Genomic DNA, 288 nt, shown 5'->3' on the forward strand with positions numbered 1-288 from the left:
TTCTCCGGTGTGAAATGCCATTCGCGTAACCAGATGCCGCAGGCATCGTGAATTGCGGTAGCAATCGCCGGAGCGGCGCCATTTACACCGATTTCCGAGATCGATTTCGCCCCGAATGGGCCGACTTTATCGTCGCTCGGCACCAGCACAGCGCGGAAATCACGCGGAATGTCACCAATTTTCGGTGCGCCGTAACTGCGTAAATCACGCGTTAACGGGTGACCTTCGGCGTCATAAATGATCTCTTCGCTCATACTGTGGCCGATAGCACGCAGGGTGGCACCGTAG

Annotated in this window: 1 pseudogene; it reads right to left on the bottom strand. The window is 56.2% G+C overall.

The annotated features are described in order from the left end of the window. Nucleotides 1-254, bottom strand: a pseudogene (locus LZP73_RS20430) (hypothetical protein); the annotation flags it as partial. Nucleotides 255-288 lie beyond the last annotated feature (34 nt).

The sequence above is a fragment of the Shewanella sp. AS16 genome, assembly GCF_021412365.1.
Taxonomy (GTDB): Bacteria; Pseudomonadota; Gammaproteobacteria; order Enterobacterales; family Shewanellaceae; genus Shewanella; species Shewanella salipaludis.